Below are 6,757 nucleotides of genomic sequence, written 5' to 3'. Positions count from 1 at the left end.
CGCCTTCAGACCGGTCGCCAGTTGACGCTGACTCGCGTGGGATGTCTACTACAAGACCAAGCAGCGCGGACCCATCTCGGACACCGACCTGGACGAGGCGTACGCCGCGAACGCCGTGCACAGGGTGTACGTGGCCAACAAGCGCCTCTACGGTGCCCGCAAGATCTGGTGGGCGATGAAACACGCCGGCCACGTCATCGGGCGCGATCAGGTGGCCCGCCTGATGAAGATCTGCGGGATCCGCGGGGTGGTCCGCGGCAAACGCCGCACGATCACCACCGAGAGCGACGAGCGGGCACCACGACACCCGGATCTGATCAACAGGAAATGGGACACCCCTCACCGTCCCGATCAGTGGTGGGTCGCGGACTTTACGTACGTGTGGACACTCACCGGATTCGTGTACACGGCGTTCTGTGTCGACGTGTTCTCGCGCCGGATCCTCGGGTGGCAGGTGATGACATCCAAGACCACCGTGTTGGTCACCGGAGTGCTCGAGCAGGCGTTGTTCACCCGCAGGAGATCCGACATCCGTTTCACCTCAACGGGTTTGGTGCATCACAGCGATGCGGGGAGCCAGTATACGTCGCTGGCGTTCACCGAGGCGTTGATCGCTTCGGGCATCGCCGGGTCGATCGGCAGCGTCGGGGACGCCCTCGACAACGGATTGATGGAATCGACGATCGGTCTCTACAAAACCGAGCTGATCGACCGTGCCGCGTCGTGGAGCGGTCGGGCCGAGGTGGAGCGGGAAACCGCCGAGTGGGTGCGGTGGTTCAATGCGGACCGGTTGCACTCGTCGATCGATTATCTCTCGCCGATCTGGTACGAGACCCGCTATCGTGAACAGCGTCCCCCGGCTGCCTCAACCCCCGAGGTGGCCTGAACCGGAGTCTCCACTCGATCCAGGGCGATTCAGGATGGGGTACTCGCACCATCCCGCCGCCGAAATCCGGTCCCTTCGTCGGCGCCTTCGCAAACCTGTGCCTACAACCTCACGATGGCAAACTAACCCGAATATCGGAGACCTCATACATTCAGCCGCAGCGACACGGATCGAAGTCCTGCAGTACTTCTTGAAACGCGCATGGCACTGCGTCTTTGCGCATAACGCGGTCGCCAAGACATAGTTGAAGGATTCGCGGACCCTCGCCTGTATCCAGTAGAGGACTCGTGAAGACAAGCGGCTCAGTCATGTCAGATTTGTCATCTCGATACTGCCACGAATGCGAAAGAGCTTGGCGAGGGAACCTCCACCGGCTCACCGAGCAGGCGGAGGCGGCGCGCGTCGTCGACGGAGAAGACCGCAACACCGTTGGAGTCCCAGTTCCCGACGAGCAGATGACTACCGGAAGGGCTCACCCTGACCGCGCGCGGGTTCCGCCCCCCGCTCGACTCGTGGTAGAGAATTCTCACTCCACCCGAGTCGTCGACGTCGAACACCGCAATGCAGTCCGCTCGCCGGAGGCCGACGAACAGGGTACGGCCGTCGGGATGGAGGTGCAGTTCGGATGGAAGACACTCCCCCACTTCACCAGGAGGGGCGAGCGGATGGCTGCTCAGAATCCTCAACGGAACATGTTGACGAGCCTCGAGCACGTAGAGCGTCGCGTCCCCTTCGCCTACGACGTACGCGACCTTCCCGGACGGATGAAAATCCACGTGGCGAGGCGCGCTCCCCGCCGGGAAACTAACTTGAGAGATTGGCTGTGCGATCGACCCGTCCAGGCTCTCAACCGCGTATGTGACGACAGCGTCTGAGCCGACGTCGGTGACGACGAGACCGCCGCCGTCCGGCGTGACACGGACTTGATGGTGCTTGGGCCCCGAACCGCGGTAGGCGAAACGCTCACCGGCACCGTGGTTCGGGTCTTCCCGGATCGTACCTGGGTGAACAACAATCGCCCCTTGTATCCCGCCCCCGGGGTCGAGCGCACAAGAAGTGAGCACGCCGTCGCCAAGGTGACCGACGTACGCCACGTTGCCGCTGGGATGCACGCTCGTGGCGACCGCCATGGCGCCGAGAGAGTCGACTGTCGCCCGCTGCATGAGCTGCCCGTCGGAGCAGATGTCGAAGGCCACGAGCCGTCCCGGCCATGCGAACTCAGCCGCATAGAGCACTCGCAGATGGGGGTGAAGCTCCAGATACTGGGGACTGGACAAGTCGCCACCAGCCACGCCGACATACCGCAGAGACCCTGTGACGTCATCGAACAGCAGGCGTTCGATGCCCGGAGACGGAATCGTCGTATCGGTTTCCGGGCGCGGAAAGTACGTCCAGAGATCCTTCGTGAAGCACCCGACGTAGAGGTGCCATTTCGTCATCAAGCCCACCTCACCCTTGATGATGGACAGGCGGAGTCGATGGCTCCGTGAAACGTGGCATCACTGAACCTGCAAACAGATCGAGCTCGTCAAGCTGGAACGGTGCAATCAGGCGGAGAATCACTCTGTCCGCCCCAGCCTCCACGTAACGTCCGACAGTATCGGTGACCTGTTCGACGGACCCGGCCAGAACGGCTCCTGTGCCATCGCCGCCGAGGTCGAGTCCCACGTTGACTGCGGTGACGATCGCATCTGGGTCTGCGGCGGCTTCCATCACGATCGCGTGCTTGCGGCGGAGCTCTTCCGGGGTCACCGAGGAGCAGTTCCAGCCGTCGTTCACCGCAGCCACGATGGACAGACCGAGTTTCTCCCCGGATGCCCCCACCCAGATTCGTGGCTTCTCCTGTACCGGTCGGATTCCGCAGTGGGCACCCCGCAACCGGTAGAACTCGCCTTCGTACTCGACGGCCTCTTCGCGCCACAGCAGCCGGACGACCTCGACGGCTTCCCGCAGCCGCCGGAGCCTGATGGCAGGCGACTCGAACGGAAACCCGAAGGCGTCGTACTCCTCCCGGTGCCACCCGGCGCCAAGTCCGAGCTCCACCCGGCCCCCGGACAGGTGGTCGATTGTTGCAGCTGCCCTTGCCAGGAGGCCTGGGTGGCGGAAGCCTACCGAGTAGACCAACGAACCCACCCGCACCCTGTCCGTCGTGAGCGCCAGCGCGGTATGACACGCGATCGAGTCCAGAGAGCCAGCCTCGACTGGGTGGACAGCGGGATGGAGATGATCCCAGATGCTCACCCAGTCGAAGCCTAAATCCTCAGCGTGCCGCCAGGTTTCCTGCAGGTCGCGAACCGTGCAACCCTCAAGGGCAGTGTGGACTCCGAAGCTCGTCATGACCGTCCCTGCCCTCGGCCCCGGCCACCCGTGGACGCGGAGGTGGTGTGAGACCAGGACGTAGACCGATCGCGGACATCTCGGGCTGCCATACCCTGCACGGGTACGATGTTCAGATCCGGCATGGCTTCTTGCCCGGGAGCCATTCGCCCGGCAGGTTATCGGTCGCCTTGCCGTCAATCTGCGTAGGAACCCCGTTGACCGCGGTGACGCGGTAGCCGCCTGCCGGCCTGCGGTAGCGCTTGGCGTCACCAGGGAAGTCGAAGACCGCCTCGGGCCTACCGAAAGTCAGCGCATCAAGTTCGAACACAGTGAGATCGCCGCGTTTGCCGACTTCCAGACGCCCGATATCTGCGAACCCGTAGAGATCGGCCGGACGGGAGGTCATCTCCGCAATCGCCTTCTCCAACGGGAGATCACCCCTGTCCCGGACGTACCGCGTAAGCAGTAGAGTCGTATCTCCGGTATTGCAGTGTGAAATAATGTGCGCACCAGCATCGCTCGCAGACACGACCGTAGCAGGGTCGTTGAGGAACGCCCCGATTCTCTCGTGGTTGGCGTTCCCTGTGGTGTATGCCAGGCCCGGGTGCAGGTCATTGAGCTGAAGCCAGTCCGCGAGCGCATCCGACGGGTGGCCGCCATGATTCTTCGCCCATGAGCCGAACGACTCGCCGACGAACTGTTCCAAGTCGGGACGCTCAACCGTCTCGATTCGGACCCGGTCCAGATCATGGTGCGGGAACGTGGTCTTCGGGATACGGTCCCAGTCCGCGGCCGCGCGCTCCCGCCACGCCGGGTCCGCAAGCATCCGGCCCTGCGTGGCTTCGTCAGCTGCCTGCAGCAGTTCATTCCACGCCGGTACGCTGATGAAACCCATCCCGCCCTGCCAATTCGCCATGAACTCCTGCGGGTGCGGCGAGATGGTGGGGTAGGCGCGAAGGCCTTCCGCCTGGAGTCGCCGTGCGAGGCCGAGATAGCCGTCGATGATCGACGGGTCCTTGTCCCAGTCGATGAAACCGTTCCAGGTCATTGCCACATCCGCGGCTCCGCACAAACGCGCGCATCGCTCCAACTGATCCATAGAAACGGGATGGTCCATCATCTGGGAGAGGACCTCGAAATGCCCACGGTGAGCGCCGGTCACCGCCAGCAGCGCCTCGAGCTCGGTATCGTCGGCCATCGCACTAGGCACGAGCCGCCCGTCTGCCCCGCGGTCGAAGTACGAGGTGGAGAAGCCCGACGCCCCCGCACGAAGTGCGTCATCAAGCAGGGCAGCCATTTGCTGCCTCTCCTCCGGGGTTGATGGCCGCTCCCATGCCTCCTTACCGATCACGAAGAGCCGCAACGCCGATAGTCCGACGAGACCGGCCACATTGACTCCGAACCCGCGCGACCCCATGGAGGCGATGTACTCAGGGTAGGACTCCCAATCCCACGGGATGTGGTCTGAGAAGCCGAGTTCGGGAATCTCCTCGATTACCGCGAAGGTCTCGCTGAGCGATGCCCGATCGCTTTGACGGACCGGCGCGAGAGACAGCGAACAGTTTCCGAAGAGAACGGTCGTCACACCATGCTGAGGCATCGGGTCGCAGCTCGGATCCCAGAACAGAGAAGGGTCATAGTGAGTATGACCGTCAATGAACCCGGGGGTCACGATTGCCCCGCTTGCGTCTACCTCCTGCTCGCCGTCGCGAGCCAGGTCAGGCCCGATCTCAGCCACGATGCCGTCCCTGACGCGTACATCTGCACGACGCTGTGGACCACCGGTGCCATCGATAAGGGTGCCGCCTCGGACGAGCAAATCGCCACTGGTGTCCGGCTTGTGAGCTTGCATTGCTTCCCCTCGCGCTTTACGGATCTTGCTGTCACCATCACAATAATCCAACACTGATAGGATTGCTACAGCCACAGAGCGTAAGGAGCTCGAACGATGCCAAAACTGCATGTCATAACCCGTGAGGGCGAGACCGAGATCGTGCACGGTCAATCGGGCATGTCCACGATGGAGGTGATCCGTGAAGCCGGAATCGATGAGCTGATGGCGCTATGCGGCGGCGAGCTATGCTGCGCCACTTGCCATGTCTACGTCGACCCTGCGTTCGTTGACCAGCTCCCTCCCATCAGCGACGACGAGGACGAGTTGCTCGACAGCGCCGACCACCGTGAGACCACCTCACGATTGTCGTGCCAACTCCCGTTCGGCGATGACCTGAACGACCTCCGAGTCACGATCGCGCCGGAGGACTGACATGACGACGGATGGAGTCGAACCATCGGCACAGTATGACGTTGTAGTCGTCGGGACCGGCCACGGTGGTGCGCACGCGGCCGCCTCTCTCCGACAGCACGGGTTCACCGGCTCGGTCGCCCTGGTCGGCGACGAACCCGATCTGCCCTACGAACGCCCACCTCTGTCGAAGGATTACTTGTCTGGAGACACCGCGATCGAACGGCTGCTCATACATCCGGCGTCGTTCTGGCACGACCGTGGGATCGATGTTCTCACTGGCCGTCGTGTAGTTGCCGTCGACGCTGATGCGCACCAAGTGCGGTGCGCCGATGAGGCAGTGATCAGCTACCGTCATCTGGTTTGGGCTGGCGGCGGCGTCCCCCGGACTTTGACCTGCCCTGGACACGACCTCGGCGGAGTACACACGGTCCGAACAACGGCGGACGTCGATCGCATTCGCGCGGAGCTCAGCTCGACCTCCCGGGTTGTCGTAATCGGTGGCGGATACATCGGACTTGAGACAGCCGCAGTCCTCGGCCAAGCAGGAAAGCACATCACCGTCCTCGAGGCGCAGGACCGGGTGCTCGCCCGCGTCGCAGGCGCGCCGCTGGCGAGCTTCTACCAGGACGAGCATCAGACCCGCGGTGTGGACATCCGGCTCGGCGTGACAGTCGAGCGCATTGAGGGTCGAGACTCGCGCGTCAGCGGGGTCAGTCTGTCCGACGGTGAACTCCTCCCCTGCGACTTGGTCATTGTCGGAATTGGCATCACTCCTGCGGTCGAGCCGTTGCTGTCAGCAGGCGCCGCGGGAGCCGGCGGCGTCGAGATCGACGAACAGTGTCGAACCACCCTTCCGGACGTGTTCGCCATCGGTGATTGCGCCGTGCACCGTAACCGCTACGCCGATGGGGAAATGATCCGACTGGAGTCGGTCCAAAATGCCCACGACCAGGCGACGATTGTCGCGAAGGTGCTGAGCGGCGAAGATGCGGAGTACGACGCCGTGCCGTGGTTCTGGTCCAAGCAGTATGACCTCCGCCTGCAGACCGTGGGTCTGTCGAGCGGCCACGACGAGACGGTGGTCCGTGGCGACCCGGCCACCCGCCGCTTCTCCGTCATCTACCTCCGACACGGACGGGTCATCGCGCTGGACTGCGTGAACTCTGTCAAGGATTTCGTACAAGGCAAACGGCTCGTCGCGGAAGGCTCGACCGTCGATGCCACGCTACTCGCCGATCCGACGACGCCCCTCAACAAGCTGTAGGGACCAAGCTCGTCGGCGCCCGGACGACTACACGCTGTCA

5 protein-coding genes and 1 pseudogene are annotated in these 6,757 nt (G+C 63.3%); 3 read left to right on the top strand and 3 right to left on the bottom strand.

Annotated elements, in window-relative coordinates; translation table 11 throughout:
* Positions 1-46 precede the first annotated feature (46 nt).
* Positions 47-886 (top strand): annotated as a pseudogene (locus QM841_RS39690) (IS3 family transposase); the annotation flags it as partial.
* A 320-nt stretch (positions 887-1,206) separates the two neighbouring features.
* Here QM841_RS39690 and QM841_RS39685 read toward each other — a convergent pair.
* The 3 genes from QM841_RS39685 to QM841_RS39675 form a co-directional block, all read right to left on the bottom strand.
* Entirely contained in the window at positions 1,207-2,325 is a 1,119-nt protein-coding gene (locus QM841_RS39685) for a lactonase family protein (RefSeq protein WP_283336280.1), read from the bottom strand.
* Positions 2,326-2,335: 10 nt separating this feature from the next.
* Complete coding sequence (locus QM841_RS39680) at positions 2,336-3,223, bottom strand: LLM class flavin-dependent oxidoreductase (RefSeq protein ID WP_283336278.1); 888 nt, start codon at positions 3,221-3,223, stop codon at positions 2,336-2,338.
* Between the two features lie 112 nt (positions 3,224-3,335).
* On the bottom strand, positions 3,336-5,057 hold the full coding sequence (locus QM841_RS39675; RefSeq protein WP_283336277.1) for an N-acyl-D-amino-acid deacylase family protein: 1,722 nt from the start codon (positions 5,055-5,057) through the stop codon (positions 3,336-3,338).
* A 96-nt stretch (positions 5,058-5,153) separates the two neighbouring features.
* Between QM841_RS39675 and QM841_RS39670 the strand changes: the two genes are divergently transcribed.
* Complete coding sequence (locus QM841_RS39670) at positions 5,154-5,471, top strand: 2Fe-2S iron-sulfur cluster-binding protein (RefSeq protein ID WP_283336276.1); 318 nt, start codon at positions 5,154-5,156, stop codon at positions 5,469-5,471.
* Position 5,472: 1 nt separating this feature from the next.
* Positions 5,473-6,717, top strand: coding sequence for an NAD(P)/FAD-dependent oxidoreductase (locus tag QM841_RS39665; protein ID WP_283336275.1), 1,245 nt, complete (start codon positions 5,473-5,475; stop codon positions 6,715-6,717).
* Positions 6,718-6,757: the final 40 nt, after the last annotated feature.

The organism is Rhodococcus sp. IEGM 1307, assembly GCF_030056915.1.
Taxonomy (GTDB): Bacteria; Actinomycetota; Actinomycetes; order Mycobacteriales; family Mycobacteriaceae; genus Rhodococcus_F; species Rhodococcus_F opacus_D.
This window is presented reverse-complemented; position numbering and strand designations above follow the sequence as displayed.

Excerpts from the sequence above, each read along its gene's own strand:
- QM841_RS39670 (WP_283336276.1), top strand. The coding sequence starts at position 5,154 with ATGCCAAAACTGCATGTCATAACCCGTGAGGGCGAGACCGAGATCGTG.
- QM841_RS39675 (WP_283336277.1), bottom strand. The coding sequence starts at position 5,057 with ATGCAAGCTCACAAGCCGGACACCAGTGGCGATTTGCTCGTCCGAGGC.
- QM841_RS39680 (WP_283336278.1), bottom strand. The coding sequence starts at position 3,223 with ATGACGAGCTTCGGAGTCCACACTGCCCTTGAGGGTTGCACGGTTCGC.
- QM841_RS39685 (WP_283336280.1), bottom strand. The coding sequence starts at position 2,325 with ATGACGAAATGGCACCTCTACGTCGGGTGCTTCACGAAGGATCTCTGG.
- QM841_RS39665 (WP_283336275.1), top strand. The coding sequence starts at position 5,473 with ATGACGACGGATGGAGTCGAACCATCGGCACAGTATGACGTTGTAGTC.